Annotated in this window: 29 protein-coding genes; 15 read left to right on the top strand and 14 right to left on the bottom strand. The window is 63.6% G+C overall.

Features of this window, described 5'->3' with window-relative positions; translation table 11 throughout:
• Nucleotides 1-377 precede the first annotated feature (377 nt).
• Nucleotides 378-1,196, top strand: coding sequence for a xanthine dehydrogenase accessory protein XdhC (xdhC, locus tag GGQ67_RS22005; RefSeq protein WP_183902271.1), 819 nt, complete (start codon nucleotides 378-380; stop codon nucleotides 1,194-1,196).
• Here the strand turns inward: xdhC and GGQ67_RS22010 are convergent.
• On the bottom strand, nucleotides 1,169-1,396 hold the full coding sequence (locus GGQ67_RS22010; RefSeq protein WP_183902272.1) for a hypothetical protein: 228 nt from the start codon (nucleotides 1,394-1,396) through the stop codon (nucleotides 1,169-1,171). The two genes, xdhC and GGQ67_RS22010, sit on opposite strands and share 28 nt — an antisense overlap.
• Nucleotides 1,397-1,497: 101 nt before the next feature.
• Here GGQ67_RS22010 and GGQ67_RS22015 point away from each other — a divergent pair, with 101 nt between their 5' ends.
• The gene (locus GGQ67_RS22015) at nucleotides 1,498-2,403 is read left to right on the top strand and encodes a LysR substrate-binding domain-containing protein (RefSeq protein WP_183902273.1); all 906 of its coding nucleotides are present in this window, start codon (nucleotides 1,498-1,500) and stop codon (nucleotides 2,401-2,403) included.
• Here the strand turns inward: GGQ67_RS22015 and GGQ67_RS22020 are convergent.
• A complete protein-coding gene (locus tag GGQ67_RS22020) occupies nucleotides 2,397-2,744 on the bottom strand; it encodes a hypothetical protein (protein WP_183902274.1) in 348 nt (115 codons plus the stop codon). The two genes, GGQ67_RS22015 and GGQ67_RS22020, sit on opposite strands and share 7 nt — an antisense overlap.
• Nucleotides 2,745-2,968: 224 nt before the next feature.
• Between GGQ67_RS22020 and GGQ67_RS22025 the strand changes: the two genes are divergently transcribed.
• The 7 genes from GGQ67_RS22025 to GGQ67_RS22055 all read left to right on the top strand — a co-directional run bounded on the left by GGQ67_RS22025 (nucleotide 2,969) and on the right by GGQ67_RS22055 (nucleotide 8,152).
• Nucleotides 2,969-3,310: a type II toxin-antitoxin system prevent-host-death family antitoxin gene (locus GGQ67_RS22025; RefSeq protein ID WP_183902275.1), complete on the top strand. Its 342-nt coding sequence runs from the start codon at nucleotides 2,969-2,971 to the stop codon at nucleotides 3,308-3,310.
• The gene (locus tag GGQ67_RS22030; RefSeq protein ID WP_183902276.1) at nucleotides 3,310-3,948 is read left to right on the top strand and encodes a hypothetical protein; all 639 of its coding nucleotides are present in this window, start codon (nucleotides 3,310-3,312) and stop codon (nucleotides 3,946-3,948) included. Before GGQ67_RS22025 ends, GGQ67_RS22030 begins: the two co-directional genes overlap by 1 nt.
• A gap of 98 nt (nucleotides 3,949-4,046) precedes the next feature.
• Nucleotides 4,047-5,291, top strand: a complete 1,245-nt coding sequence (locus tag GGQ67_RS22035; RefSeq protein WP_183902277.1) for a urate hydroxylase PuuD — start codon at nucleotides 4,047-4,049, stop codon at nucleotides 5,289-5,291.
• A complete protein-coding gene (locus GGQ67_RS22040) occupies nucleotides 5,288-5,779 on the top strand; it encodes a hypothetical protein (RefSeq protein WP_183902278.1) in 492 nt (163 codons plus the stop codon). Before GGQ67_RS22035 ends, GGQ67_RS22040 begins: the two co-directional genes overlap by 4 nt.
• 43 nt (nucleotides 5,780-5,822) lie before the next feature.
• Nucleotides 5,823-7,133 carry a guanine deaminase gene (guaD, locus tag GGQ67_RS22045; protein ID WP_183902279.1) on the top strand — a complete coding sequence of 437 codons (1,311 nt, stop codon included), beginning with the start codon at nucleotides 5,823-5,825 and terminating at the stop codon, nucleotides 7,131-7,133.
• A 37-nt stretch (nucleotides 7,134-7,170) separates the two neighbouring features.
• Nucleotides 7,171-7,527: a hypothetical protein gene (locus tag GGQ67_RS22050; protein WP_183902280.1), complete on the top strand. Its 357-nt coding sequence runs from the start codon at nucleotides 7,171-7,173 to the stop codon at nucleotides 7,525-7,527.
• A complete protein-coding gene (locus tag GGQ67_RS22055; protein ID WP_183902281.1) occupies nucleotides 7,481-8,152 on the top strand; it encodes a nucleotidyl transferase AbiEii/AbiGii toxin family protein in 672 nt (223 codons plus the stop codon). Before GGQ67_RS22050 ends, GGQ67_RS22055 begins: the two co-directional genes overlap by 47 nt.
• Before the next feature lie 53 nt (nucleotides 8,153-8,205).
• On the opposite strand, the gene GGQ67_RS22060 is transcribed toward GGQ67_RS22055, so the two are convergent.
• Complete coding sequence (locus GGQ67_RS22060; protein WP_183902282.1) at nucleotides 8,206-8,802, bottom strand: dihydrofolate reductase family protein; 597 nt, start codon at nucleotides 8,800-8,802, stop codon at nucleotides 8,206-8,208.
• A 208-nt stretch (nucleotides 8,803-9,010) separates the two neighbouring features.
• On the opposite strand from GGQ67_RS22060, the gene GGQ67_RS22065 reads away from it, so the two are divergent.
• Genes GGQ67_RS22065 through GGQ67_RS22075 form a run of 3 tightly spaced genes read left to right on the top strand, consistent with a single transcriptional unit; the run spans nucleotide 9,011 to nucleotide 10,792 of the window.
• Nucleotides 9,011-10,153 (top strand): alpha-hydroxy acid oxidase, encoded by a 1,143-nt coding sequence (locus GGQ67_RS22065; RefSeq protein ID WP_183902283.1) that lies wholly within the window; start codon nucleotides 9,011-9,013, stop codon nucleotides 10,151-10,153.
• Between the two features lie 43 nt (nucleotides 10,154-10,196).
• Entirely contained in the window at nucleotides 10,197-10,385 is a 189-nt protein-coding gene (locus GGQ67_RS22070; RefSeq protein ID WP_183902284.1) for a type II toxin-antitoxin system HicA family toxin, read from the top strand.
• A gap of 2 nt (nucleotides 10,386-10,387) precedes the next feature.
• Entirely contained in the window at nucleotides 10,388-10,792 is a 405-nt protein-coding gene (locus GGQ67_RS22075; RefSeq protein WP_183902285.1) for a type II toxin-antitoxin system HicB family antitoxin, read from the top strand.
• 2 nt (nucleotides 10,793-10,794) lie between these two features.
• Here the strand turns inward: GGQ67_RS22075 and GGQ67_RS22080 are convergent, their stop codons facing one another.
• The 10 genes from GGQ67_RS22080 to GGQ67_RS22125 all read right to left on the bottom strand — a co-directional run bounded on the left by GGQ67_RS22080 (nucleotide 10,795) and on the right by GGQ67_RS22125 (nucleotide 17,087).
• Nucleotides 10,795-11,535: a metallophosphoesterase family protein gene (locus tag GGQ67_RS22080; RefSeq protein ID WP_183902286.1), complete on the bottom strand. Its 741-nt coding sequence runs from the start codon at nucleotides 11,533-11,535 to the stop codon at nucleotides 10,795-10,797.
• Between the two features lie 3 nt (nucleotides 11,536-11,538).
• A complete protein-coding gene (gene uraH, locus GGQ67_RS22085; protein ID WP_183902287.1) occupies nucleotides 11,539-11,895 on the bottom strand; it encodes a hydroxyisourate hydrolase in 357 nt (118 codons plus the stop codon).
• The gene (locus tag GGQ67_RS22090) at nucleotides 11,892-12,392 is read right to left on the bottom strand and encodes an ureidoglycolate lyase (RefSeq protein ID WP_183902288.1); all 501 of its coding nucleotides are present in this window, start codon (nucleotides 12,390-12,392) and stop codon (nucleotides 11,892-11,894) included. Before GGQ67_RS22090 ends, uraH begins: the two co-directional genes overlap by 4 nt.
• A 5-nt stretch (nucleotides 12,393-12,397) precedes the next feature.
• Entirely contained in the window at nucleotides 12,398-12,760 is a 363-nt protein-coding gene (locus tag GGQ67_RS22095; protein WP_183902289.1) for a HepT-like ribonuclease domain-containing protein, read from the bottom strand.
• Complete coding sequence (locus GGQ67_RS22100) at nucleotides 12,757-13,047, bottom strand: nucleotidyltransferase family protein (protein WP_183902290.1); 291 nt, start codon at nucleotides 13,045-13,047, stop codon at nucleotides 12,757-12,759. The genes GGQ67_RS22095 and GGQ67_RS22100 overlap by 4 nt, the downstream gene beginning before the upstream one ends.
• 41 nt (nucleotides 13,048-13,088) lie before the next feature.
• Nucleotides 13,089-13,382: a nucleotidyltransferase family protein gene (locus GGQ67_RS22105; RefSeq protein ID WP_113238373.1), complete on the bottom strand. Its 294-nt coding sequence runs from the start codon at nucleotides 13,380-13,382 to the stop codon at nucleotides 13,089-13,091.
• Nucleotides 13,383-13,442: 60 nt separating this feature from the next.
• On the bottom strand, nucleotides 13,443-13,940 hold the full coding sequence (gene uraD, locus GGQ67_RS22110; RefSeq protein WP_183902291.1) for a 2-oxo-4-hydroxy-4-carboxy-5-ureidoimidazoline decarboxylase: 498 nt from the start codon (nucleotides 13,938-13,940) through the stop codon (nucleotides 13,443-13,445).
• Nucleotides 13,940-14,863 carry an allantoinase PuuE gene (puuE, locus tag GGQ67_RS22115; RefSeq protein ID WP_183902292.1) on the bottom strand — a complete coding sequence of 308 codons (924 nt, stop codon included), beginning with the start codon at nucleotides 14,861-14,863 and terminating at the stop codon, nucleotides 13,940-13,942. Before puuE ends, uraD begins: the two co-directional genes overlap by 1 nt.
• 98 nt (nucleotides 14,864-14,961) lie before the next feature.
• The gene (locus tag GGQ67_RS22120; RefSeq protein WP_183902293.1) at nucleotides 14,962-15,684 is read right to left on the bottom strand and encodes a DUF1045 domain-containing protein; all 723 of its coding nucleotides are present in this window, start codon (nucleotides 15,682-15,684) and stop codon (nucleotides 14,962-14,964) included.
• A 224-nt stretch (nucleotides 15,685-15,908) separates the two neighbouring features.
• On the bottom strand, nucleotides 15,909-17,087 hold the full coding sequence (locus GGQ67_RS22125; protein WP_183902294.1) for an NAD(P)/FAD-dependent oxidoreductase: 1,179 nt from the start codon (nucleotides 17,085-17,087) through the stop codon (nucleotides 15,909-15,911).
• On the opposite strand from GGQ67_RS22125, the gene mnmC2 reads away from it, so the two are divergent.
• A complete protein-coding gene (gene mnmC2 / locus GGQ67_RS22130) occupies nucleotides 17,086-17,826 on the top strand; it encodes a tRNA (5-methylaminomethyl-2-thiouridine)(34)-methyltransferase MnmC2 (RefSeq protein ID WP_183902295.1) in 741 nt (246 codons plus the stop codon). The two genes, GGQ67_RS22125 and mnmC2, sit on opposite strands and share 2 nt — an antisense overlap.
• 6 nt (nucleotides 17,827-17,832) lie before the next feature.
• On the opposite strand, the gene GGQ67_RS22135 is transcribed toward mnmC2, so the two are convergent.
• A complete protein-coding gene (locus GGQ67_RS22135; protein WP_183902322.1) occupies nucleotides 17,833-21,051 on the bottom strand; it encodes a response regulator in 3,219 nt (1,072 codons plus the stop codon).
• A gap of 280 nt (nucleotides 21,052-21,331) precedes the next feature.
• Here GGQ67_RS22135 and GGQ67_RS22140 point away from each other — a divergent pair, with 280 nt between their 5' ends.
• On the top strand, nucleotides 21,332-21,715 hold the full coding sequence (locus GGQ67_RS22140) for a hypothetical protein (protein WP_183902296.1): 384 nt from the start codon (nucleotides 21,332-21,334) through the stop codon (nucleotides 21,713-21,715).
• 367 nt (nucleotides 21,716-22,082) lie between these two features.
• A complete protein-coding gene (locus GGQ67_RS22145; protein ID WP_183902297.1) occupies nucleotides 22,083-23,795 on the top strand; it encodes a DEAD/DEAH box helicase in 1,713 nt (570 codons plus the stop codon).
• Nucleotides 23,796-23,865 lie beyond the last annotated feature (70 nt).

Consider the following 23,865-nt stretch of genomic DNA (forward strand, 5'->3'; position numbering starts at 1 on the left):
ACGGCTGAGAAGGTGACGATCCGACAACCAGCTGCCGGGCGGGTGGCCACCCGCCCGGCAGAAACAACTATCTCATATTTTGATCATCCAAGAAGATGCCGGCAGCCGGATGAGGGGGCGCGGCTGGCGCGACCTCGCCGGTTCGCCATAATCCGATGCGATCGTTCTATCGGAGGCCCGCCGTCGACCTCACCTTCGAACCACACCCCCTCATCCGACCCTTCGGGCCACCTTCTCCCCGTTGGGGAGAAGAGGGAGCAAGAGGGGCACGATCGGCCGCCACAGGTCTCTTCTCCCCCACGGGGAGAAGATGCCGGCAGGCAGATGAGGGGGACGCGGCGACCACTACGGTGGCCTTATGAACACGGCGCATCTCCATGACCACGCTGCCCCAATTCCTCGCCACCCACCCCGAAACCATCCTGATCGACATCACCGGCACGCAGGGTTCCACCCCGCGCGAAACCGGCACCTTCATGCTGGTCTCGGCCGACACCATCTGGGGCACCATCGGCGGCGGGCAGTTCGAGTTCATGGCGATCGCCAACGCCCGCAAGCTTCTTCAGGGCGCCGACGGCCGCGAAACGATGGATATCCCGCTCGGGCCGGAGATCGGCCAGTGCTGCGGCGGACGCACGCGGTTGCGGTTTCGCGAGGTGACGGATGCCGTCATCCGCGAACTTGAGGAGCGGAGCAGCGACGAGGCCGCGCGGCGGCCGGAGGTGTGGCTGTTCGGCGCCGGCCATGTCGGCCGCGCGCTCGCCGTCGCACTGTCGCCGCTGCCGCTCGACGTGACCGTGATCGAGACCCGGGAAGAGGAACTCGCGCATCTGCCCGAGGGCATCACCGCCCGGCTCGTCGCCATGCCCGAAGCGCTGGTGCAGGAGATGCGCGAGGGCGCCGCCGTCGTCATTCTCACCCACGATCACGCGCTCGATTTCCTGATCGCCCGCGAGGCGCTCGCCCGCACCGATCTCGCCTATACCGGCATGATCGGCTCGGCCACCAAGCGCGCCACCTTCGCGAGCTGGCTGCAGCGCGAGGCGGGCGGCGACAAGGCGTGGATGGAGCGGCTGACGTTGCCGATCGGCGGCCATGCGGTGCGCGACAAGCGGCCGGAGATGATCGCCGCCATGACGACGGCCGAAATCCTGACCGCGCTTGCCGTCTACGGCGCCCGCGCATCCTCGCGATAGGGCTCGCGGCCATCCATGAAGCCGAGGTCGCGCTTGACGCGATCCGGCATGCCCTCGAGATCCAGCCGGTCGGGCCGCGCAAGACGAACGGCAAGCGCTCTCAACAGAGCCGCCAGCCACTCGAAAGCGCTCGTGTGGGTCGATCTGGAGCGCTGCTTGCTAAGCTGTCCGACGGTCTGTTCGCGCGTTGCGCAAGTCATGACATCACCTCGATAATTTGATCCCGTGACTTGCAGATTGCGTCGATTAATGCTGAAATTCCAATCGAACAAACGTCTGCATGCATAAAGAGAACTTATCCATGAAGCTGTCCAGGCAGGTTCCGCTGAATGCGCTGCGCGTCTTCGAGGCCGTGGCGAGGCTCGGCAGCTTCACCAAGGCCGGCGAGGAGCTCGGCATGACGCAGACGGCGGTCAGCTATCAGGTGAAACTGTTGGAAGAGAATATCGGCGAGCCGCTGTTTTTGCGCCGTCCGCGCCAGATCAGCCTCACCGATACCGGCGAACGGGTGCTGCCGAAGGTGTCGGACGCCTTCGTGCTCCTGAACGAGGCGATGGCCGAAGCGCGCGGCGAGATCGAATCGACGCTTCTGATCAACACCATCGCCACCTTCGCCTCGCACTGGCTGGCGCGGCGCCTGGGCGCCTTCCAGCTCAGGCATCCGTCGATCGCCGTGCGGCTGTCGGCTTCGGATACGCTGATCGACTTCACCCGCGAGCCCGTCGATGTCGCCATCCGCTCCGGCGCCGGCAACTGGCGCGGGCTGATGTCGGACAAGCTCATCCAGGCGGATTTCAGCCCGATGCTGAGCCCGAAGCTCGCCGAGAGCGTCGGCGGCATTCACAAGCCCGAGGATCTGATGAAACTGCCGATCATCAGCCCCACCGACCCCTGGTGGCGGATCTGGTTCACGGCATCGGGCCTGAGCGATCTTGGCCTGGAATCGCGCCCGCGCAGCCAGTACGGCGCGCAGAGCTTCGAGGCGAGCGCGGCGATGGCCGGCCAGGGCGTCGCCATCCTGACGCCCGCCTTCTACGGCGACGAGATCGCCCAGGGGCGCCTCTACCAGCCCTTCGAGATGACCTGCCGCGATCATCGCAGCTACTGGCTGGTCTATGCCGAAAACCGCCGCAACGTCCCGAAGATCAAGGCCTTCCGCAACTGGATCCTGGAGGAAATCGCCCGCGACAGGGAAAGCGCTCAGTAGCCCATTTCGGGCGCGTAGAAGCAGCGCGGCGTATCCTCGTTGGGAAACAGGCAGAGATGATATTCGCCGTCACCCGATTTCATCGCGCGCCCCATCGGCAGCAGGAAGACATGGGCGCGGGTGACGAGCCGATGGTCACCCGGCAGAAGCGTCACCCGATAGCCGTTCGGCGTGATCGTGACGCTCTTCGGCGGGATCATCTGGCAATCACCCGTCTCGTTGTCGCCGTTGCAGCAATAGGGCTCGTAGCTCCACCCGGAAGGCGCGTCATGGGCCACGGCACGCGAGACCGGGACACAGGACGCGAAGGCAATCATCACAACCACAAGAATACTGCGCATCGGCATCTTCTCCGTCGATGAATGCGCCGCCGCGCCGATGCGGTTTCCACTCGTCCCGGCGGCCTTGAATAAAACTGTAATCAAGTCCCGCCATGTCAATGGCGGGCGGCCTGGCGGGATGGGAAGGCCGAAGGTCGGCGGCGCGCGCGCCCTGCGATGCAGCGAAATATTTGCGCCCGAACCCGATATTATGTAAATTTACGTAAAACAATGAAAGCGCCCTGATGCAGACCATTCGCTCGATCAACCTGCAGAAAAATCTCGGCGACGTCTTGAGAACGGCCGATGTGGAAACGGTTCTGGTCACCAACAGGGATCAGCCGCGCGCCGTCGTCATGTCGGCGGAGGAGTTCATCCGGCTGAAGACGGCGGCCGGCGAGCCGGTGCCGAACGAGGTGCGCAAATCCAGCCCGACGCTGCATCGCCGGATCGCCGACCCGCTGGGCTACGACACACGCGATCCCGGCTACGTCGAACAGACGGCGAGCGACGCCCTTGACGGACAGCATGCCGACGAGATCGCCCGAGAAATCGACAAGGCGATGCGCCGATGGAGACTGCGCTGATGGACGGGGACCTCGCGCGCGCGCCTCGCCTGCTCATCCCCGATACGTCGCCCCTCTCCCTGCTGTCGATGGCCGGCCGCGATGCGCTGGATTATCTGTTCGTACCGCGGATCGAGGTCTGGATCACGGATATGGTGGCGATCGAGGCAACGCGCGATCCCGATCCTGACGACGACCCCCGTACCGAACAACGAAAGCTGCTCGCCGCGTGGTTTGGAGACAACCGCCACCGGGTCAAGGTCATGGAGACCGCCGTCGGCCGCGAATACGAAAAGGCCATGACGAACTGGCGCATGGGAGGCGGCACTCCGGACCTGAAACCCAGCTGGACGGGACGCGGCGACTACAGCCTTCTCGACGTTCTCGCGGCCGCCGAAACCGTTGTCGAAGACAGCGAGACCGTCGTCCTGCTGGTCGATGACCGCAGGGCGCGGGCGGCGCTGAGACAGACCGAAAACCTCAATCTGGACATTCTCTCGACCAGATCTTTCATCGCCATGCTGGAAACCGAGTTCGGTGTCGAGAACGCGACCGATATCTGGACGATCATCGAGATCGCAGCCGGCGTGAACGAGCAAGGAAAGTCGAAAGTGCCCGATCCGCTGCCCGAAGACCCGCTCTACGTAAGAAAGCCATGATTTCCGCGCCGACAACGTGGCGGTGTCTCCTAATCCCCCTTTTCTCCCGGCCCAACATTCTGCACACTGCTGAATCGGAGAGAGCACAGGGGAACTGAATGTATGAATACGCCATAGCGTGGGAATGGCTGGCCTTCGCGGCCCGCTGGTTCCACGTCATCACCGCGATTGCCTGGATCGGCTCGTCCTTCTATTTCATCGCGCTCGATCTCGGCCTGGTGAAGCGCCCGCATCTTCCCGTCGGCGCTTATGGCGAGGAGTGGCAGGTGCATGGCGGCGGCTTCTACCACATCCAGAAATATCTGGTGGCGCCGGCGCAGATGCCCGAGCACCTGACATGGTTCAAGTACGAGAGCTATTTCACCTGGCTTTCCGGCTTCCTGATGCTCGCCATCGTCTATTACGGCGGCGCCGATCTGTTCCTGATCGATCGCGATGTTCTCGATATCAGCGCGCCCGTCGCCATCGCCATCTCGCTCGCCTCGCTGGCCGGCGGCTGGCTCGTCTACGACCTGCTCTGCAAGTCGCCGATCGGCAAGAACACCTGGGGCCTCATGCTGGTGCTCTATGCCGTCCTGGTGTTCATGGCCTGGGGCTATACGCAGCTCTTCACCGGCCGCGCCGCCTTCCTGCATCTTGGTGTGTTTACCGCCACCATCATGTCGGCCAACGTCTTCATGATCATCATCCCCAACCAGAAGATCGTCGTCGCCGACCTGATCGCCGGCCGCACGCCGGATGCGAAATATGGCGCCATCGCCAAGCAGCGCTCGCTGCACAACAACTACCTGACCCTACCCGTCATCTTCTTCATGCTGTCGAACCACTATCCGTTGGCCTTCGCCACGGCCTATAACTGGGTGATCGCGGCGCTGGTCTTCCTGATGGGCGTCACCATCCGCCACTGGTTCAACACCACGCATGCGCGCAAGGGCCGCCCCACCTGGACCTGGCTTGCCACCGTCATCCTGTTCATCCTGATCATGTGGCTTTCCACCGTTCCCAAGGTGCTGACCGGCGAGAAGGACGCGGCCGCCAGGCCGGTCGCTCCGGCCTTCCAGCAATTCGCCGGCGATCCGCGCTTCCCCGCCGTCAAGCAGCTGATCGGCACCCGCTGTTCCATGTGCCATACCGCCACGCCCGTCTATGAAGGGCTGGCGCGGCCGCCGAAGAACGTCATCCTCGAAAACGACGCCGAGATCGCCGCCCGGGCCCGCGACATCTACATCCAGGCCGGCCGCAGCCACGCCATGCCGCCGGGCAACGTCACCGCTATCACGCCGGACGAGCGCAAGCTCCTCGTCGCCTGGTTCGAGAGCGCTGTCCAGGGCAAGCGCGAATGACGAGAGGCCTCCGCCCCCTGCTTCTGGCCAGCCTTCTCGCCCTCCCGGGGCAGACGTGGACGGAAGCCGTGGCGGAGGAGGCCATCGCCAAACAGGAGGACGTGAGGACGACGGGTACCGTGCCGAAAGATATCCCCGCCGATCAGCCGCCCGGTGCCCCCGCCGGCCTCTGGGGCGAGGTCAATGCGCTCGGCACCGGCCCCTTCTGGGCGCTCAGCATCCGCGAGAATCAGATTACCTTCAGCCGCGCCGGCAAGAACGACGTCATCACCGTCAATCCCGGTCCGACGGCGACGACTGAAAACAGCGCGACATGGACCATCAACCACGCGCCTTCGCGCTATACGCTGACGCTGACCAGGCAGGCCTGCGTCGACGGCGCATCCGCGAAGCGTTACGATCTCGCGGCAAAGCTGGTATTTCAGGGAAGGACATTATACGGCTGCGCCGCGTCGGTGGCGGCCATCCCCGCCAAGCCGGCGCCCTGAGCCCACTCTGACCACGACACGCAATCGATAGAGGCGAACGCCCATGACCCAGACCCTTCTCCGCGGCCGCCTGCTCTCCTTCGTCAGGGCACCCCGGAGCCTGACCGACAGCGAAAGCTATCGCTACGAGACCGATGGCGGCCTGTTGATGGACAAGGGCCTGATCGTCGAAATCGGCCCCTATTCCGAGGTCAAGGCCAAGGCCGAGGCAGGCGTGGTCGAGATCGATCATCGTCCGCATCTGATCATGCCGGGGTTCATCGACATGCACCTGCACTTCCCGCAGATGCAGGTGATCGCCTCCTATGCCGCCAATCTTCTCGAATGGCTGAACACCTACACCTTCCCCGAGGAATGCCGCTTCGTCGAAAGCGCGCATGCTCAGCGCATTGCCACGCATTTCTACGACGAACTGATCCGCCACGGCACGACGACGGCGGTCGCCTATTGCTCCGTCCACAAGACCTCCGCCGACGCCTTCTTCGCGGAAGCCATGAGGCGCGACATGCGCATGGTCGGCGGCAAGGTGATGATGGACCGCAACGCCCCGCAGGGCCTGCTCGATACGCCTCGGATGGGCTATGACGAGACCCGAGAGATCATCGCCGACTGGCACGGCAAGGGCCGCAACCACGTCGCCATCACCCCGCGCTTCGCCATCACCTCGACCCCTGAGCAGATGGAAGCGACGCAGGCGCTCGCCCGCGAATTCCCCGACCTGCACATCCAGACGCATCTCTCCGAAAACCACGACGAGATCAAGTTCACCTGCGAGCTCTATCCTGAGGCGATCGACTACACCGATATCTACGCCCGCTACGGCCTGCTCGGCGACAAGACGCTGTTCGGCCACTGCATCCACCTGTCGGAGCGCGAGGCGGACGCGATGAGCGAGGCCGGCGCAATCGCCGTCCACTGCCCGACCTCCAACCTCTTCCTCGGCTCGGGCCTGTTCCCGCTGAAGGCGCTGATGCGCCGCGACAGGCCGGTCAGGATCGGCGTCGCCACCGATATCGGCGGCGGCTCGAGTTACTCGATGCTGCGCACCATGGACGAGGCCTACAAGATCCAGCAACTGCTCGCGGAGCGCCTGAACCCGCTGGAAAGCTACTACCTGATGACGCTTGGCAACGCGCTCTCGCTCTCGCTCGCCGACCACATCGGCACGCTCGACAAAGGCACCGACGCAGACGTGGTCGTGCTCGACGCCGCCGCGACACCGGCCATGGCGCTGAAGATGGAAGTGGTGAAAACGCTTCCTGAAGAGCTCTTCCTGCTGCAGACCATGGGCGACGACCGCGCCATCGTCGAGACCTATGTGGCGGGCGCGGCGGCGAAGGGTGCCCTCCGGTGAACTTGAGACTTGCACGGCTGCCTGATAAAAAGGTCGGATGGCTGATACGATCAAAAATCGAGCGATATGGCGGGCGCTGACAACGATCAACGCGCCATTGCCGAGCCATATCGACGCCGACACGCTGACTGCGTGTCTCGCCCTATCAACGACCGATCCACGCTGGCGCCCGCATGTTCGCGCCTTCTTCCGGGAAGTCGGCGTCGAAGTCATCATGGACATGGTTGTCGAAGGCGCAATTACGTTCGATAGTCTCTCGAAAGCGATTTCGTTCTGGGACGTCGATGAGGACTACGAGAATGCGCGATGGATCCGGGAGATGGCTGCCGACCCAGTGGCAGGAGCTGATGCGGCTGACGCTGAGAGCGATCGATTCCATTACGACGGACGATGAGCCCGCCCCCCGCTGGACGTTTGGCGGCGGAACGGCACTCGCCATCGATCTCGGCCATCGGTTCAGCTATGATATCGACGCATTTCTCGATTCCGCAAAACTGATCCAAAAGCTTGCTCCGGTTATAAATCCGGACACAAGGTCCATCTGCTGGAATGACGAGACGCTACGTCCCGACTACCAGTATCCGGGTCACTATTTGAAGCTCATCGTCAAGGGAATCGGTGAGATTGACTTCCTTGGTGCGTCACCGCTTCTACAACACGCCACGATCCCGTTTGAGTTCGAGGGGCGCAGCATTATCCGCGAACGTCCCTGCGAAATCATCGCCAAGAAGATTTATCTGCGCGGCTCAACGTTCAAAGCCCGTGACATCTTCGACCTCGCTGGAACCTATATCGCCCTGTCAGACGAACTGGCTCAAGCATCGTCCTCGCCCTTTCTAACGCCAGACATTTACAGCCGCGTCCGCATTCGCATTCAGGCCCGAATGAAAGCTTTCAAGGAAGAAATCGTCGAGGAGGTATATCCCACCGATTTCGGCCAAAGCTATATCGGCGACGCGTGCGAACGCGCCCTTGATGCGCTCGATTTCATGGAGCACGGACGTCAACCATCCGCTTGAGATCACGCCATCGTCGAGACCTATGTCGCGGGCGTGGCGGCGAAGGGTGCGCTTTAGCCGCGCCGATAGACCTGCACGATCGCGCCCTTGGGAAACACCCGCGTGCTGACCAGTTGCAACTGCCTCGGCTGCGCGAGATCGGAAAAGATCGGCTGGCCGCGCCCGAGCGCGAGCGGATAGACCATCAGCATGTACCGATCGACCAGATCATGGGCGATGAGGCTGCGCGCGAAGCTGGCGCCGCCATGGGCGATGATCGGCTTGCCGTCCTGAGCCTTCAGCCTGGCGATCTCCTCGGTCAGATCGCCGCTCGCCACATGGGCCTTGCGCCAGCTGTCGGCGCCGGGCTGCGGCTCGCCCGCTACAGCTGCCTCGATCTCCCGCGGCAGGATCGCCGCGCCCTTTTTCGAGAACACCGCCTTGGGGATCTCATTCATCGCCGGTGCGAAGACGTTGGTCGATGTCGGCCAGAAGCGCGCCATCCCTTCGAATGTGCGGCTGCCCATGATGTGCAGGCTGGCATTCGAGGCGTTCTCGACCTTCCAGGCGATCGCCTCCTCGTCGCCGGTGAAAATCCACTCGGTCTCACCCTCGGGGCCGCTGACAAACCCGTCGAGCGTCATCGCCATGGCCAGGATCAACTCTCGCATCGCTTCCTCCTCATGTGTTCTCCCCAAGGACGGATCGGGCCAAGCTATTCCGACATGGGTGAAGGGGAAATTGATCTCCGCCGCGGCGCCAGTTTCAACCGCCCATGCCCCGACCGCGCGGCCCCCAACGCGTGGAAAAGATACCGTTTCGGATGTAAATTATATGTGATATGGCCGGTTGCATTATTCAGATGTGAAAGTCTTATCCATGGCCAAACCTCTCACCATTGCCGATCTGAAGTCCCTCGCCCAGCGCCGCGTCCCCAAAATGTTCTTCGACTACGCCGATTCCGGCGCCTGGACGGAACAGACCTACCGGGCCAACGAGAGCGATTTCGCCAAGATCGGCCTGCGCCAGCGCGTGCTCGTCGACATGACGAACCGCACGCTGGAGACGACGATGGTGGGCCAGAAGGTATCGATGCCGGTGGCATTGGCGCCGACCGGTCTTACCGGCATGCAGCACGCCGACGGAGAGATGCTGGCGGCGCAGGCCGCCGAGGAGGCCGGCGTTCCCTTCACGCTGTCGACCATGAGCATCTGCTCGATCGAGGACGTCGCCTCGGTCACCACCAAGCCCTTCTGGTTTCAGCTTTATGTCATGAGGGACAAGGACTTCGTGCTGAACCTGATCAACCGCGCCAAGGCCGCCAGGTGCTCGGCGCTGGTCTTGACCGCCGACCTGCAGATCCTCGGCCAGCGCCACAAGGACCTGCGCAACGGCCTCTCGGCGCCGCCGAAATTCACGCCCAAGCACATCTGGCAGATGGCGACGCGGCCCTTCTGGTGCCTCGACATGCTGCAGACCAAGCGCCGCTCCTTCGGCAACATCGTCGGCCACGCCAAGAACGTCTCCGACCTCTCCTCGCTCTCCTCCTGGACGGCGGAGCAGTTCGACCCACAGCTCTCCTGGGCCGATGTTTCATGGATCAAGGAGCAGTGGGGCGGCCCACTGATCATCAAGGGCATCTGCGACGTCGAGGACGCGAGGGCGGCCGCCGAGACCGGCGCCGACGCCATCATCGTCTCCAACCATGGCGGCCGCCAGCTCGACGGCGCCCCCTCCTCGATCAGCGTGCTTCCCGCGATCGTCGACGCCGTCGGCGACAGGATCGAAGTGCACCTCGACGGCGGTATCCGCTCCGGCCAGGACGTGCTGAAGGCCGTGGCGCTCGGCGCCAAGGGCACCTACATCGGCCGCCCCTTCCTCTATGGCCTCGGCGCCATGGGCAAGGAAGGCGTGTCGCTGGCGCTGAGCATTCTCCGCAAGGAGATGGACGTGACCATGGCCCTTTGCGGCAAGCGCGACATCAAGGACGTGAACTCGTCGATCATCGCGGGACGGCAGTAGGCGTCATTTGAATTATACACATCATTGTGTATAATTCAGCCCGATGAAGAGCGCCGACGTCATTGCCTTGCTGCTGAAAGCCGGCTGGTTCGAGGTCGGTCGCAAGGGCAGTCACGCCCAGTTTAAGCACGCGGACAAGCCAGGCCGCGTGACGGTGCCGCATCCCAAGCGGGACATTCCGATCGGGACGTTGCGCAGCATCGAGAAACAGTCGGGCCTGAAGTTGAGGTGATCATGCGCAACTATATCGGACTGATCCACAAGGACGCAGAGAGCGACTACGGCGTCTCCTTTCCGGACTTTCCCGGCGCCATCACGGCTGGCTCGACGCTGGACGAGGCGCGCGAAATGGCCGAGGAAGCCCTGGCTTTTCACGTCGAAGGCTTGATCAAGGACGGAGAGACGCTTCCGCAACCCTCTTCGCTCGAAGTGGTCATGGCCAACCCGGAGAACAAGGACGGCGTTGCCATCCTCGTCTCGCTGAAAGCAGCGTCCAGCAGGGCCGTGCGCATCAATGTGACGCTGCCGGAAGATGTTCTGGCCCGCATCGACGCCGTCGCCGCAGCAGCCGGCCTGTCGCGCTCGGCCTTTCTCGCCAAGGCCGCGAAGCACGAGATCGAGCGCAACGCGGCGGCTTAGCTTTACCGCACCCACCCCGTCGCCAACGCGCCCGCCCAATCCGGGCGCCCGTTCTCCCGCGCCAGCCGCGACATCGCCATATGATCGTAGGCGACCGTTCGGAACTGCGGCGCGAAGCCGGACGCGGTCTTTTCGATGATGCCGTAGCAGGCCAGCGGATGTCCCACCTCGACCTTGTGCTCATAGGGCGTGTCGTCACTATAGCCGGGGCAGCCGACGCTGCCAGGATTGACGATCAGGCGCCCGTCGCTGAGACGCACCATGCGCGGCACATGGCTGTGGCCGCAGAGGATCAGCGGCTGCTCGATCCCCTCGGCCAGCGCCTCGATCTCTTCGAGAGGCTTCAGGAAGACATGACCGTCTGGCGAGACGGATTCGAGCCAGTAGGTTTCGTCATGACCGGGTGTCGCGTGGCAGAGATAGACCTCGTCGCGATAGACGGCGCTGAACGGCAGGGCCCGCAGCCAACCGAGATGCGCGGCCGACAGTTGCCCGTAAGCATGCTGCTCCCAGGAGGGCATGGCGTCGGCGGGGCTCTCGACCAGGTAGCGATCGTGATTGCCGCGCACCGTCAGCGCATCGAGCGACATCAGCCTGTCCGCCGTCTTGCCCGCTTCGAGCGGCCCGCTCAGGCAATCGCCGAGATTGACGATCTCGGAAATCCCAAGCGCGGCGATATCGGCCAGCACCGCCTCGAGCGCCAGATGGTTGCCATGCACATCGGCGATCGCGGCGAAACGCATCGCTCAGCTCCCGCGATAGGTGGAATAGCCGTAGGGCGAGATTAAGAGCGGCACGTGATAATGCGCGCTCTCGTCGGCGATACCGAAGCGGATCGGCACGAGGTCTAGGAAGGCCGGATGCGGCAGCGCGGCACCAATGCCGCGCAGATAATCGCCGGCATGAAACAGGAGCTCGTAGGTCCCGACCTTGAAACTCTCCCCGACAAGGATCGGCCCGCCATCGACACGGCCATCTGCATTGGTGACGACGGTCTTCACATGCCGCCGGACTTCGGCCTCGATATGGAAGAGCTCGATCTTCAGCCCCTCGGCGGGCTTGCCGGAGGCGGTGTCGAGGACATGGGTGGTCAATCCGGTCATGAAATTGGCTCGCTGATGAGAAAGGGCGTGTCGAAGACATATTCTTCCAGATTGTTGCCCGGCCCGTCGCGATCGACAACCAGGAAATCGCAGACCGCGCCAAGCGACATCAACGGATGGTGCCAGACATTGCGCCCATAATTCACGCCCTGATCGGCGCGCGCCAGGAACACCTGCGGACGACCGGGCTTTCCGCCCTCGTCCATCGACACCACGACCAGAAACGGCCGGCCGGAGATCGGCGAGAAGCTCTGGCTGCCGAGAGGGTGCCGCTCCATCATTCCGACCTGATAGGGAAAATCGCGCGGCTGGCCGCGAAACAGGTTGATGATCACGCGCCCGCCCTCGCCTACCACGTCAGCGGCAGCCAGCGCATGAAACCGCTCCGTGGTGCCGTTGTTGATATAGCGCATCGTCGCCGGATCGGCTTCGATGACCTCGCCGAAGGGCGCGAAGGCGGCTTTGGTCAGCGGCTGGATATCGAGGGGTTCTGTCACGTTGGTCATTCGCCTTGTATGCGCCAGTGGCGTAGGGATTCGAGCTCGGAAATCAGCGATCGTAGATCGCGCCGCACAGTGGTCCAGATCGCGGGCAAATCGGCGCGATAATAATCGTGAACCATGAGATTGCGCATGCCCCGGATCTGCGCCCAGGGTATCTGCTCATGCTCACGAGGAAACTCCGGATGATTGCTGCCGATCCGCGATGCCGCCTCGCCGAGCAGCACCAGCGACATGGTCACCGCAAGCTGCGTACGCACGTCGGACAGGAACGCCTGCTCGTCCATGTCCTCGGTGAGCATCCGCGCCTGTTCGGCGGCCGCCTGCATCCTGCCGATATAATCGACCAGCCTCTCCGCGCTCATATGCGCGTCGCTTCCGACAGAACACGCTGGCGAATGTTTTCCGGCAATCCGCCAGGCGTCACCAGATCCACCTCCACCCCCAGAATATCCTTCAACTCTTCGAGCAGCCCGCCGAGATCGAACAGGGACGTCCCCGGCAGCGTATCGACGAGAATATCAAGATCGCTGTCCGCCCGATCCTCACCGCGCGCCACCGAGCCGAATACACGCGGGTTGGCCGCGTTGAAGCGCTTGGTCGCCTCGCGGATCGCCTGCCTGTTTTGCTCCAGCACCTCGGATGGTCTCATCGTCTTCTCACACTATCACTTGGCAAGAATAATGGTCGAACTCATATCGGCTTGGCCTCTTCAAGAACGCGCCGTCGGACATCTTCGGGGAAGTCGCCCGGTATCAAAAGGTGTATCGGCGTACCCAGCATCATCTGCTCCAGCTCATCGAGCAGACCGCCGAGATCAAGAAGTGTTGCGCCCGGCAAAGCATCCACCAGAATATCGAGATCGCTGTCCGCCCTGTCCTCACCCCGCGCCACCGAGCCGAACACACGCGGGTTGGCCGCGTTGAAGCGCTTGGTCGCCTCGCGGATCGCCTGCCTGTTTTGCTCCAGCACTTCGGATGGTCTCATCGTCTTCACTCCCTCCCGACGACTATAAGCGGCGGACGGACAAGAGAAAAGCGGTGTCGCTCAGCGTGTCGGCAGGAGCGCCTCGAGCCTGAGAAGCGCGATGCGCTCCACCTGTGCCGTCGCCGTTTCGAATTCCGCGTCGCGGCTGTTGTCGATGCGCTTCTCGAAAGCCGAAAGGATCGCCTGCTTGTCGAGACCCTTCACCGCGATGATGAAGGGAAAGCCGAATTTTTCGACATAGGCGCGATTGAGTTCGGTGAAGCGCTTGTGCTCTTCGGGGCTCAGGCGATCGAGGCCGGCGCCGGCCTGTTCCTTTTTGCTGTCCTCGGTCAATTCGCCGGCGATCGCCAGGCGGCCGGCGAGATCGGGGTGGGCGCGCAGAACGCCGAGACGCTCCTCCGGGCTCGCGGCGCGGAAGATCGCCACCAGCGCGGTGTGCACCCGGTCGACGTCGAGCGTCTCGCCGACGAAACCGTCGTCGAAGGCCCGCTCGGCGATGAAGGGCGAGTGCTCGAACACGCCGCCGAAGCGGGAAATGAACTCGTCGCGTGCGATCATCAGATGGCCTCCGGCTTGTGGTGCTTGTGCCAATGCTCGGCGATCTCAACGCGGCGCGGGATCCACACCTTCTCGTGCTCCAGCACGTATTGCATGAAGCGCTTCAGCGCCGCCGCGCGGCCCGGACGGCCGACGAGACGGCAATGCAGGCCGATCGACATCATCTTCGGGCTGCCCGCCTTGCCCTCTTCATAGAGCGTGTCGAAGGCATCCTTGAGATAGGTGAAGAACTGGTCGCCCGAATTGAAGCCCTGCGGCGTGGCGAAGCGCATGTCGTTGGTTTCGAGCGTATAGGGGATGATCAGGAACGGCTTGTCGTCCACGCCCTTCACCCAGAAAGGCAGATCGTCGGCATAACTGTCCGACGAGTAGAGAAAGCCGCCCTCCTCCTGCACCAGCCTCAGCGTGTTGTCGGATGGCTTGCCCTGGTACATGCCGTAGGGCCGCTCGCCTGTTAGTTCGGTGTGCAGCCGCACGGCTTCCAGAATATGCTTGCGCTCCAGATCCTCCTGGAAATCCTTGTATTCCAACCAGCGGTAGCCGTGGCTGGCGATTTCCCAGCCGGCTTCCTTCATCGCCGCCACCGCCTCGGGGTTGCGCGCCATGGCGAGCGTCACGCCGTAGACGGTCGCCTGTACCTTGAGTTCGGTGAACAGCCGCCACAGCCGCCAGAAACCGGCCCGCGAGCCGTATTCGTAGATCGATTCCATGTTGAGATTGCGCTGGCCGGGCCATGCCGCCGCGCCGACGATCTCCGACAGCAGGTTTTCGGACGCCGCGTCGCCATCGAGGACGCAGCTCTCGCCGCCCTCTTCGTAATTGATGACGAACTGCACGGCGATATTGGCGCCGCCGGGCCATTTCGGGTCGGGTGGATTGCGGCCATAGCCGACGAGATTGCGCGGGTAGGTCTCGGATACCATGAAATCACCTTCCAGAAAGTCGGCGAACGGTAACACCTCAAGAGCGAATGTCGAGACGGAAACTGCGCAACGGCGTTTTGCGCTTATCGCACAAACGCTTAGGCCGGAACGGGAACCCGCTCGCGCCGTGCGCTGACCTTGCCCATCGGATGCAGCGAATGCACCCTGAACGGCCCACCATTGCCCTCCTCGACCATCAGCGCCACGTTCGAAATCTTCACCGGATCGACCAGCACTGGCTCGAAGACGCTACGCAGCGAGCGCTCGATGCGCGGCATGTCGATCAGGCTGACCGGACCGGTCAGCGGCATGTGGAAGCGGAACTCGTCCATCACATAAGGGGATCCCCATCGATGCAGATTGGCGAACTGCGCCGCCGAAAGGCCATCCGGATCGCTGCGCTCGATATCGGCATCGCTGAGCGGCGCCCGGAACTGGTCGAACTGCGCCACGATGGAGGATGCCAGATACTGCACGTTGTCGCAGGGCAGCGACGGCACCAGGCTGAAGATGCTGCCGGTGCGCGCGACCTCGAGCCGCGAAACCGAAAACGGCGTGAGCGTGCCACAGAAACGCATCAATTCGCGCAATAGTTGCGGCTCCGACTGGTCCGCCGCAAGCCGGAAGGGTGCCTTCAGCGCGCCATGAAAGCCGTAGCGCCGCGGCACCGCCGTGTGAAAGGCGACCTCGTGAAGGCTGAGCCCGGGGATGGCCGTCGGCTCCACCATCTCGCCGGAAAACACGTTTCGGCCAAGCCAATTGGCAGCCGCATGCGACAGCGGGTCATTCGCGGCGGGCGTGAAGCAGATGGCGTATCGCATGCAAATATCTCCGTCGGCACCAGGCGCGACTCGTAAGCGCGCCGCCGTTTTGCAAGCAGATAGGCGATTTGCATGACAGATTGACGAAGGATAGCGAGTGCTAATTCACGTTTAACGTGAATTGCTGTTTATCTCGCGAAAGTGGCCGCCGATTTCAGGATAAAGACGGCGAAAAACGGAAAAGCGTAAGCGAAACGAGAAAATTCAAGCGAGCGCGAGGCACTTTAGCGTGAAGCGACGTGAATATGATTGATCAGGTGGAAGCTCTCGGGCACCGGGAACGGGACCACGTTGCCAGCGGCCATGTGCACCACCGCCTCGGCCAGCCGATGCGCGAGGCCGAAGCTGACCTTGAAGCCCCCGGTCAGCGCCAGCAGTCTCTCATGCGCGGGATGCGGGCCGATCATCGGATCGCGGTCGATCGCCTTGGGGCGCAGCCCCGCCCAGCGCTCGATAACGGGCGCATCGCGCAGCAAGGGCACAAGCGCCCGCGCCTTCTCGACCAGAACGTCCAGCTGCCCGTCGGTCGCAAAGGGTGCATCGAAACGGTTCTCGCTGGTGCTGCCGATCGCGACATGCCCGCCCTCGTGCGCCACGACATAGAGCCCGTCACGAAAGATGGTCGGCAGCTCGGGATCGATATCGGCCTTCAAAAGCGCCGACTGCCCCTTCACCGGCTGGCCGAGCGGCTGCGTCAGCCCTGCCGTGTCGCGCGCCAGAAGCGGAAACGACTGGTAGCCGGCCGCGATGACGCAATGCCCGAAGGCGATCGCGCCGGCATCGGTTTCGGCGACCCCGCGCGCGGCATCGATACTGTGAACGGCCGAATTCTCGATGATGCGAACGTGTCTGGCACCGCGGAGAAAAGCTGAAAGCACAGCCGTCAGCGATCGCGGTGCCACCCGGCCGGCCAGCGTGTCATGCACGAAGCCGCCCTCCATTTGAGAAGCGTCCGGCCAGCCGGATACATCAGGCGTATCGATCACATGCCAATGGAAGCGGCGCTCGCCTGCATGCCAGTGGCTTTCGGCATCGACCGAATGCCCGAGCGCGATATCGCGCAGATGCGGCTTGGGCAGCGGGATCAGCCGGCCCGAGCGGCGATAGCCGGCCGTGAGGCCGGTCTCGTCCTCCAGCCGCGCCACCTCGGGCTCCAGCGCCACCAGCGCATCGAACTGAAACTGCTTCTTCGGGTTCCATTTATCCGGCATGTGCGGCATCAGCGCGCCGAGCAAGCCGCCGCTGGCCCCGCCGCCGAACGATCCAGCATCGATCAGCACCGCGTCGATCCCCATGCGCTCGGCGTGAACCGCCGCCCAGAGACCCATGATGCCGCCGCCGACGATCAACAGCTCAGTGGACGATTGACCCGAGGGCAAGGCCGGACTATCGGCTGTTGACATGACAGACATCGATCCCGATCAGATTAACTTGGCACAGGCCGAGATGGCGAACCGGCCGCTGGAATGGCGCGACGGCGATATGCCCTATTCGCCGGCCTTTGGCGACCATTTTTATTGCCAGACCGACGGCCGCCTCGAATGCGGCCATGTCTTCCTCGCCGGAAACGGCCTGCCCGAACGCTGGGCCGGGGCGAAGAGCTTCCTGATCGGCGAACTTGGTTTCGGCACCGGCCTGAACTTCGCCGAGACCTTCCGGAACTGGAAGCTGAGGCGCGCGGAAGGCCAGCAACTGCACTTCATGTCCTTCGAGCTCTACCCGATGCGGCGCGACGAGATCGACCGCGCGCTGTCGCACTGGCCGGAGATCGATGCCGAGCGTATCGCGCTGGTCTCGGCCTGGCCGGATGTACCGGAGAGAACCGTCTCGTTGACACTCGACGAGCAGACGAGACTCAGCGTCGTCTGCGGCCGGGCGCTCGATGGCGTGACGGCCGCCGAGGCGGGTTTCGATGCCTGGTATCTGGATGGCTTCGCGCCGTCGAGAAACGCCGATATGTGGTCGCAGGAACTGATGACAGTTGTCTGTGAGAAAACCGTTTCCGGCGGCACCTTCGCGACCTACGCAGCGGCCGGCTTCGTGCGGCGCAATCTGGGTGCGGCCGGCTTTGCCGTCGAGCGCCGTCCCGGCTTCGCCGGCAAGCGCGAAATGCTGTGCGGCGTCAAGCGTGCCGAGGGTTAGTCCTGATCAGCTCAGCGAAACCCCGCTCGCGCGGCCTTCCTTGCCGAGCCACAGCGCGATCTTCTCTTCCAGCAGTTCCGGGCTGATCGGCTTGGCCATGTAGTCGTCCATGCCGGCATCGAGGCAGAGATCGCGGTCGGCGTCGAGCGCGTGCGCGGTGACGCCGATGATCGGCACCCGGTGCCCCTGCCCGCGTTCGAGCTCGCGGATGCGCCGTGCCGCGTCGTGGCCGTTCATCACGGGCATCGACACGTCCATCATGATGATGCGCGGCGTATGGGCCTCCCAGGCCTCGACGGCCTCCTCGCCGTTCTTGACGACGAGGAAGTTCAGACCCGTCGCCTGCAGGATCTGCGTGAAGACGATCTGGTTCACCTCGTTGTCCTCGGCGACGAGCACGTCGATGAAGGACGGCGGCGCTCTTTCGTTGCGAGGTTCCGGCAAAAGCTCGGGCTCGAGCGGCGGTGCCTCGATGACGGGCCGCAGCGTCGGCGCCAGCCTGATCCGGTTGGTGCGCACGACATCGACGATGGTGTTGCGCAGCACGTTGGCGCGCGCCGGTTTCATCAGGTGCGCCTGGCCGTTCAGCGCCGCGAATTCCTTCTCGGTGCCTGATATGTCCATCGATGTCAGGAAGACGATCGGCAGATCGGCGAAGCGTTCGTCGGCGCGCAGCAGGCGGGCGATATCGGCGCCGTTCATGCCGGGGATCTGGTAGTCGAGAACCAGCGCATCGATGGAAACGCCGAGCGCGAAGGCTTCCTCGAGAATGGCGAGGCCCTCGACGCCGTCTTCGGCGGCCGCGCCGTCGAAGCCCCATTGCGTGAGTTGCTCGGTCAGGATCTGTCGGTTGACGGCGTTGTCGTCGATGACAAGCACGCGTGCGCCACGCACGTTGATGGGCAGCGGCCTTGGCTCCGCCCGCTTGGCGCCGATGGTGAACGGCAGGGTGACGGTGAAGACCGACCCCTCGCCGACAGCGCTATCGACCTCGATATAGCCGCCGAACAGGTCGACGAGACCCGCCGTGATCGCCAGCCCCAGCCCGGTACCCTCGTGACGCCGCGTCGAGGAGGAATCGATCTGCGAGAACTTGCCGAAGATCTGGTCGAGCCGGTCCTTCGGCATGCCGATGCCGGTATCCTCGATGCGCAGCGTCGCCATGATCTCGTCGGCCGCGCCCGCGACATAGCCGAGCTCGACCAGCACATGTCCCCGCTCGGTGAACTTGACGGCGTTGCCGACCAGATTGGTGACGATCTGGCGGAAGCGCCCGGCATCGCCGATGATGGCGGCCGGCATGTCGGGCGTGACGCGGACCAGAAGCTCGATGCTCTTTTCCGCCGCCAGCGACGACAAAAGCGTCACCACGTCCTCGACGGCCTCGACCGGATCGAAGGTGATGCGGCGCAGGGTCATCTGCCCGGAATCGATCTTGGAGAAATCGAGAATGTCGTTGATGATGGTCATCAGCGCATTGCCCGACTTGGTGATGATATCGACGAAGGTCTTCTGGCGCGTGTCGAGATTGGTCTTCGACAGCAGTTCCGCCATGCCGAGCACGCCGTTCATGGGGGTGCGGATTTCATGGCTCATATTCGCCAGAAACTCCGATTTCACCCGATCGGCGACTTCGGCCCGTTCAAGCAGGCTCTCCAGATCGCCTTCGCGGATCTTCATCGCCGAAATGTCGGTGAACAGCACCACCCAATGCCGGCGGGCGCTGACCATCACGTCCATTTGCACCCAGCGGCCATCGGGCACGCGAAACAGATGCGACGCTGGCTGGTCATCGGCAAGCGCCTGGCCGATATCGTTGAGCAGGTGACCGGCATCTTCCGGGAAATCGCCCCTGGCGGCGCAGAACGACAGCATCTCGCGCCAGTCGCGGCCGACGGCGACACGGTCGCCGGCAAGGTCGAGCATGCCGGCCAGCGCATCGTTGCTGAGCAGGATTTCGCCGTCCTGCAACACGAGCAGCCCCTGCGACATCGCATGCGTCGCGTCGCCCATCAGCTCGCCAAGGTTCTCGAGTTCCTCGCGGGCCGCGTGGATTGCCCGTTCATGCAGGCGCACGGCCGAGACATCGGCGTAGGTCAGGAGAATGCGGTCCGTGGAGATCTTGCGGCTGTCGACCAGGAGAAACCTGTCGCCCCAGTTGATCTCGGCCGCCGCCGGGTGGTCCGAGCGGAACTGATCGGTGCGCCGCGCCAGCATCTCCTCGGCGGTCACGCCGGGCGGATAGCGCCCGAGCATATGATTGTATTCGACGAGCTCGGCGAAGCTCTTGCCGTCGAAGTAGCCCTCGGGCAGGTCCGAGATCGTGTAGAACGCCTGGTTGCCGTAGAGGATCGTGAGATCGCTCTCCAGGATGAGCACGCCGACGGGCAGCGAATTCAGCACCCTGGCCATGTCGCGATGGAGAATTTCGGTATGGGCCTGCGCCGCGATGAGCGCGCTCTCGCGTTCCTTCAGCAGCGACACGTCCGAGAACGACCCGACGGTATAGTGCCGGCCGTCGCCGCCACTGATCCGGTTGATCTGCGCGAGGATCGGATAGACCCCGCCGTTGGCCCCCGGCACGAGGCTCTCGATATCGCGGGCCTCCCCCTTGGCCAGCGCCTGCACGTGCCCCCGGCTCACCATGTCGCCGGACGCCGTGCCGAACATCTCGCGCTCGGTCTTGCCCAGCGCCTCGGCGCGCGGCAGCCCCGTCAGCTGTTCGTAAGAGGCGTTGGCATAGACGAGCCGATGATCCTCGTCGCGAACGAAGGCTGCAACCGGGAGCGCTTCGATCACGTCACGCAGAAAGTCGATGTCAGTACGGATTGCGCTGGAGGCCCGCGTCGCCGGCCATGTCGGCCGCGCCGCCTTGCGCGCCTCCTCGAACATGCCGAGCACATAGATCCGCTCTTCCGACAGCGCGAAGCTCTCGATCCGCACGCGGTCATGGGCATCGCCTGTCGCGTCGAAACAGAGCGCGCTTTCCTCGCTGCCGAAAACCAGCGCGCGGCGCTCCTTGTCCTCGCGATCCTGCTCTTCCGGCCGGTCGAACAGCTCGCGGCTGCGCCGGCCGATGAAATCGGAAATCTCCTTGCCGAAGAAATCCGCATAGGCCTGGTTGACCGCGACATAGCGCAGTTCGCTGTTCTTGACATAGGCAGGGTTGTCCAGATCCGCGATCCGGCGGCATGCCAGTTCGAGAATGTCCCCGTTCGCTCCCAAAAACACCTGCTCCACCATGAAAACACTAGGCAAATTGCGACGTCATCGACCATAGCCGAGAGGCGTTTAACAACGCATTAACCATGACCCCGCCAAACAAAAATAACGCTTCGGATTGAGAAGTTTAAAGCGGGCGGATGCCCGGTTGCAGCTCCTGGCCCCCATGTCGTTGCCAAGCAAAACCCCGGAAATCGTGCTAAAATCGCAGCCATTTCTTGAGCACCGGCCCGATGTTCTGCTGGCGACCCCAAGAAGAACTCGTCCGTCACAGGAGGCGAACATGTCCGTACTTCGTAAAAGCATGACAACCGGCTCTATCCTGCTCACGCTCACAACCGCGACGCTGACATTAAGCTCGCCCGCGATGGCGAACCACGATTACATCTGGGGCGGCGCGGCGGCGGGCTTCGTCGGCGGCATGCTGCTGTCGCAGGCGCTTCGTCCCTACCCCTACACATACGGCTACCCCGACGGCTACGGCTATCCCTATGCCTACGGCTATCGCTATGGATACCCCTACAGATATCCCTACAGGGCTTACCGGCCATACGGCGCCTATCCGGTTTACCGCAGCTACTATTCCCAGCCCTACCGCCGTTGCCATCTCGAGTGGCGGCGCAACGGATGGGGCGAGGCCTACCGCGTCCGCGTCTGCCCTTATTGATACCGGCGGCCTGCTTCGGCGACCGCGCGCGGTGCGCCTTGTCCGCGACGCACCCTGCGCGGTCAGTCCCGGCGCGGCCTTTTGCGGCCCTCCCCTTGACTTTGCGGCGGAACTAGACCAAATGCAGGCCAGCTTTCACCTTCCGGCCGCCGCGTGAGCGTGCCCCTGCCAGCAAATAGGATGCAGGAAGAAGGACAAAGCGCATTTCGAATGGACCTCGTCTCAAGGGACGCGGCAGAAGCGCTGGAAAGCTTTTTCCAACAAGACAAGTTCCCACTTCACGCGGGGTTCTTGACGCCAGAGTAACATCGGACCGCAAACCCGCGTTCCGGCGGTATTGTTTTGGCGCCCCTGAAAAGGTTATGACTTGACCAATTTTGAATCGCTTGGTGTCTCCAAGCCGATCGTCGCCACACTGTTCCAGCTCGGCATCGAAAAGCCGACCCCCATCCAGGAAAAGGCGATCCCGCTTCTGCTCGAAGGCCGCGACCTGATCGGCCTCGCCCAGACCGGCACCGGCAAGACCGCCGCTTTCGGCCTGCCGCTGATCGAAAAGCTGATCCCGGAAGAACGCCGCCCCGACAACCGTACCACCCGTACGCTTATCCTGGCGCCGACCCGCGAACTGGTGAACCAGATCGCCCAGAACCTGAAGAACTTTCTGCGCAAGTCGCATCTGCGCATCAACGTCGTCGTCGGCGGAGTCTCGATCAACAAGCAGCAGCTGCAGCTTGAAAAGGGCACCGACATCCTGGTCGCCACCCCGGGCCGCCTGCTCGATCTCGTCGCCCGTCGCGCCATCGGCCTGACCGCCGTGCGCTACCTCGTGCTCGACGAAGCCGACCAGATGCTCGATCTCGGCTTCGTTCATGATCTGCGCAAGATCTCCAAGATGGTGCCGAAGCGTCGCCAGACGATGCTCTTCTCCGCCACCATGCCGAAGGCGATCGCCGATCTCGCCGCAGACTTCCTGACCGACCCGGTCAAGGTCGAAGTGACGCCTCCGGGCAAGGCCGCCGACAAGGTCGAGCAGTATGTTCACTTCGTCAACGGCAAGAACGACAAGACCGATCTTCTCAAGAAGTCGCTCTCCGAAAACCCCGATGGCCGCGCCATCGTGTTCCTGCGCACCAAGCACGGCGCCGAGAAGCTGATGAAGCATCTCGAGCATGTCGGCTACTCCGTCGCCTCGATCCACGGCAACAAGAGCCAGGGTCAGCGCGAGCGCGCGCTGAAGGCCTTCAAGGACGGCGACATCAAGACGCTGATCGCCACCGACGTCGCCGCCCGCGGCATCGACATCCCGGCCGTCAGCCACGTCTACAACTACGACCTGCCTGAAGTGCCCGACGCCTACGTTCACCGCATCGGCCGTACGGCCCGCGCCGGCCGCGACGGTATCGCCATCGCTTTCTGCGCACCGGATGAAACCCGTCTGCTGCGCGATATCGAGCGCTTGATGAACATCTCGATCGCGGTTGCCTCTGGCGAAGCCCCGGCCAACATGAACGCGGCGCCGAAGCGCGGCAACGGCAATGGCCATCGCGGTCAGGGCCAGGGTCGTGGCGTTGAAGGTCGCAATGGTGAAGGCAGGGGTGGCGAAGGCCGTGGCAACGCCCGCGCCGGCCGCCCCGAGCGCCGTCCGCGCCCTGAGGCTGGCGAGGAAGTCCGCGCCAACGAGGAACGCCGCGAACGTCGTCCCCGTCCGGAACGCCAGACGCAGCGCAACGAGGATTTCCGAGGCCAGCGTCGCGGCGAAGTCGCGCCGGTCACGGCAGGCCCTGACAACGATCTCGCCTCGACCTCGGATTTCCGTGGCGCAGGCCAGGCCCGCAAGCAGCAGCGCCCACAGCACGGCAACCACGCCCATGGCGACGCAAACCGTCACCAGCCCGGCGGCGGTGCCCGCAATGCGCCCCGCAACGGCCAGGGCCGTCCGGCCCGCAAGCATGGCGAAGACCGTGGCGCGCAGCAGAATGCCGGTGGCGAACGCGGTGAACGTCGCGAAGGCAACGGCGGCAACCGCCGCGGCGGCCCCTCGCGCGGCGGCAATGGCGGCCAGCGTCGCGAACGCGCGTAATTCTTAGACGCGATTGAGCAACGAACGGCGGGAGAGATCCCGCCGTTTGCTATTGTGCCTGCTCGCTGGT

It is taken from the genome of Rhizobium metallidurans (genome assembly GCF_014196505.1).
GTDB lineage: Bacteria > Pseudomonadota > Alphaproteobacteria > Rhizobiales > Rhizobiaceae > Rhizobium > Rhizobium metallidurans.

Excerpts from the sequence above, each read along its gene's own strand:
- xdhC (WP_183902271.1), top strand. The coding sequence starts at position 378 with ATGACCACGCTGCCCCAATTCCTCGCCACCCACCCCGAAACCATCCTG.
- GGQ67_RS22010 (WP_183902272.1), bottom strand. The coding sequence starts at position 1,396 with ATGACTTGCGCAACGCGCGAACAGACCGTCGGACAGCTTAGCAAGCAG.
- GGQ67_RS22015 (WP_183902273.1), top strand. The coding sequence starts at position 1,498 with ATGAAGCTGTCCAGGCAGGTTCCGCTGAATGCGCTGCGCGTCTTCGAG.
- GGQ67_RS22020 (WP_183902274.1), bottom strand. The coding sequence starts at position 2,744 with ATGCGCAGTATTCTTGTGGTTGTGATGATTGCCTTCGCGTCCTGTGTC.
- GGQ67_RS22025 (WP_183902275.1), top strand. The coding sequence starts at position 2,969 with ATGCAGACCATTCGCTCGATCAACCTGCAGAAAAATCTCGGCGACGTC.
- GGQ67_RS22030 (WP_183902276.1), top strand. The coding sequence starts at position 3,310 with ATGGACGGGGACCTCGCGCGCGCGCCTCGCCTGCTCATCCCCGATACG.
- GGQ67_RS22035 (WP_183902277.1), top strand. The coding sequence starts at position 4,047 with ATGTATGAATACGCCATAGCGTGGGAATGGCTGGCCTTCGCGGCCCGC.
- GGQ67_RS22040 (WP_183902278.1), top strand. The coding sequence starts at position 5,288 with ATGACGAGAGGCCTCCGCCCCCTGCTTCTGGCCAGCCTTCTCGCCCTC.
- guaD (WP_183902279.1), top strand. The coding sequence starts at position 5,823 with ATGACCCAGACCCTTCTCCGCGGCCGCCTGCTCTCCTTCGTCAGGGCA.
- GGQ67_RS22050 (WP_183902280.1), top strand. The coding sequence starts at position 7,171 with ATGGCTGATACGATCAAAAATCGAGCGATATGGCGGGCGCTGACAACG.
- GGQ67_RS22055 (WP_183902281.1), top strand. The coding sequence starts at position 7,481 with ATGCGGCTGACGCTGAGAGCGATCGATTCCATTACGACGGACGATGAG.
- GGQ67_RS22060 (WP_183902282.1), bottom strand. The coding sequence starts at position 8,802 with ATGCGAGAGTTGATCCTGGCCATGGCGATGACGCTCGACGGGTTTGTC.
- GGQ67_RS22065 (WP_183902283.1), top strand. The coding sequence starts at position 9,011 with ATGGCCAAACCTCTCACCATTGCCGATCTGAAGTCCCTCGCCCAGCGC.
- GGQ67_RS22070 (WP_183902284.1), top strand. The coding sequence starts at position 10,197 with ATGAAGAGCGCCGACGTCATTGCCTTGCTGCTGAAAGCCGGCTGGTTC.
- GGQ67_RS22075 (WP_183902285.1), top strand. The coding sequence starts at position 10,388 with ATGCGCAACTATATCGGACTGATCCACAAGGACGCAGAGAGCGACTAC.
- GGQ67_RS22080 (WP_183902286.1), bottom strand. The coding sequence starts at position 11,535 with ATGCGTTTCGCCGCGATCGCCGATGTGCATGGCAACCATCTGGCGCTC.
- uraH (WP_183902287.1), bottom strand. The coding sequence starts at position 11,895 with ATGACCGGATTGACCACCCATGTCCTCGACACCGCCTCCGGCAAGCCC.
- GGQ67_RS22095 (WP_183902289.1), bottom strand. The coding sequence starts at position 12,760 with ATGAGCGCGGAGAGGCTGGTCGATTATATCGGCAGGATGCAGGCGGCC.
- GGQ67_RS22100 (WP_183902290.1), bottom strand. The coding sequence starts at position 13,047 with ATGAGACCATCCGAGGTGCTGGAGCAAAACAGGCAGGCGATCCGCGAG.
- GGQ67_RS22105 (WP_113238373.1), bottom strand. The coding sequence starts at position 13,382 with ATGAGACCATCCGAAGTGCTGGAGCAAAACAGGCAGGCGATCCGCGAG.
- uraD (WP_183902291.1), bottom strand. The coding sequence starts at position 13,940 with ATGATCGCACGCGACGAGTTCATTTCCCGCTTCGGCGGCGTGTTCGAG.
- puuE (WP_183902292.1), bottom strand. The coding sequence starts at position 14,863 with ATGGTATCCGAGACCTACCCGCGCAATCTCGTCGGCTATGGCCGCAAT.
- GGQ67_RS22120 (WP_183902293.1), bottom strand. The coding sequence starts at position 15,684 with ATGCGATACGCCATCTGCTTCACGCCCGCCGCGAATGACCCGCTGTCG.
- mnmC2 (WP_183902295.1), top strand. The coding sequence starts at position 17,086 with ATGACAGACATCGATCCCGATCAGATTAACTTGGCACAGGCCGAGATG.
- GGQ67_RS22125 (WP_183902294.1), bottom strand. The coding sequence starts at position 17,087 with ATGTCAACAGCCGATAGTCCGGCCTTGCCCTCGGGTCAATCGTCCACT.
- GGQ67_RS22140 (WP_183902296.1), top strand. The coding sequence starts at position 21,332 with ATGTCCGTACTTCGTAAAAGCATGACAACCGGCTCTATCCTGCTCACG.